Source organism: Massilia sp. CT11-108, from assembly GCF_047302915.1.
GTDB lineage: Bacteria > Pseudomonadota > Gammaproteobacteria > Burkholderiales > Burkholderiaceae_D > Telluria > Telluria orientalis.
In genome coordinates this window covers 1-1,025 of the sequence record NZ_JBKYMO010000989.1, presented here as the reverse complement: position 1 = coordinate 1,025, position 1,025 = coordinate 1, and the positions used below count along the sequence as shown (strand labels likewise).

The window sequence follows — 1,025 nt, the reverse complement described above, 5'->3', positions numbered from 1 at the left end:
CTCATCAAGGATTGAATCTCGTCGAGCAAATCTGCGCCGTTCCTGGCAACGAAGCGGCGCCAGAAATGCTTGGCATGCTTCCACAAGATCTCGATCCGATTGAGCTCCGGGCTATAGGGAGGCAAGTAGTACAGATACAGCCCGTGTTTGGCCCACTGGCGTCGCTTCTTCTCCATCAGGTCGCCCTTGTGAATACCGGCATTGTCGATCAAGACGATGCGTGGAACCGCGTAAGGCTGGAGCGCAATCCGATCGAAGAATGCGATCACATCGTCGCGTGTCGTCGGCCGTTGCTGAGTGCTCCAGGTCAGTTGGCCGTCGTGACGCAAGGCTCCAAGCACATTCACGCGCTGTCGGTGCGCGAGCGGTTCGACGGCCCGGGTCTCGCCGATCCTGCCCCAGCCGTACTGCACGGGAGGATTTGGACTGAAGCCTGATTCGTCGAAGTACAGCAGCTCGCAGCGTTGTTCATGGTCGAGCTTGGCCAGTGCGTTGATCACTTTTCTGGCGTGCTCGAACGCCACCTGATTTCGCTTTTTTTTAGAGCGTACCGATAGCGCTTGTACGTGAAATTCATCTCCTTGAGATACCGTTTGGCTGTGCTTTCGCTGATCGACGCATGGTCTCGGCATTGCTCGATCTGGCGCAGCAGTGCAACCACGCTTCCGCCCTCGGAATGCGCCAACTCGCCAAGAGCCTGCTGCTGCTGAGGCGTCCACTTCCTTGGTCGACCGGTATGACGCCCCTCGTACAATCCGGCCAGGCCAAGCTTGTTCCAGCGTTGCCTCCACTGCTCGACGCTGTTCAGGTGCACCCCGAACTCATCCGCCGTTTTCTGCAGCGTTAATCCCTGACTCAACCGCAAAATTCCCTGTGCGCGCATCCGTGTCCGCGGATGCGGGTGGAACACGCCCATCTCACGCAGCGTGCGCCGCTCGTCTTCGGACAACTCCAAGTGCTTCATCGCCCAACCCCTGCTGCGTGATCAATTTAGCTTTGACAGCAAAAATTGGGCGACTACTTAG

The 1,025-nt window shown here is 57.9% G+C and carries 2 protein-coding genes; both read right to left on the bottom strand.

The features are described from left to right. On the bottom strand, window positions 1-524 hold a 524-nt coding region (locus ACEN88_RS32580; RefSeq protein WP_413346386.1), incomplete at its 3' end, for an IS630 family transposase. Continuing rightward, the gene (locus tag ACEN88_RS32575; protein WP_413346384.1) at window positions 497-964 is read right to left on the bottom strand and encodes a helix-turn-helix domain-containing protein; all 468 of its coding nucleotides are present in this window, start codon (window positions 962-964) and stop codon (window positions 497-499) included. The genes ACEN88_RS32575 and ACEN88_RS32580, both read right to left, overlap by 28 nt. Window positions 965-1,025 lie beyond the last annotated feature (61 nt).

Coding starts and splice junctions, on each gene's coding strand:
- ACEN88_RS32575 (WP_413346384.1), bottom strand. CDS start 964: ATGAAGCACTTGGAGTTGTCCGAAGACGAGCGGCGCACGCTGCGTGAG.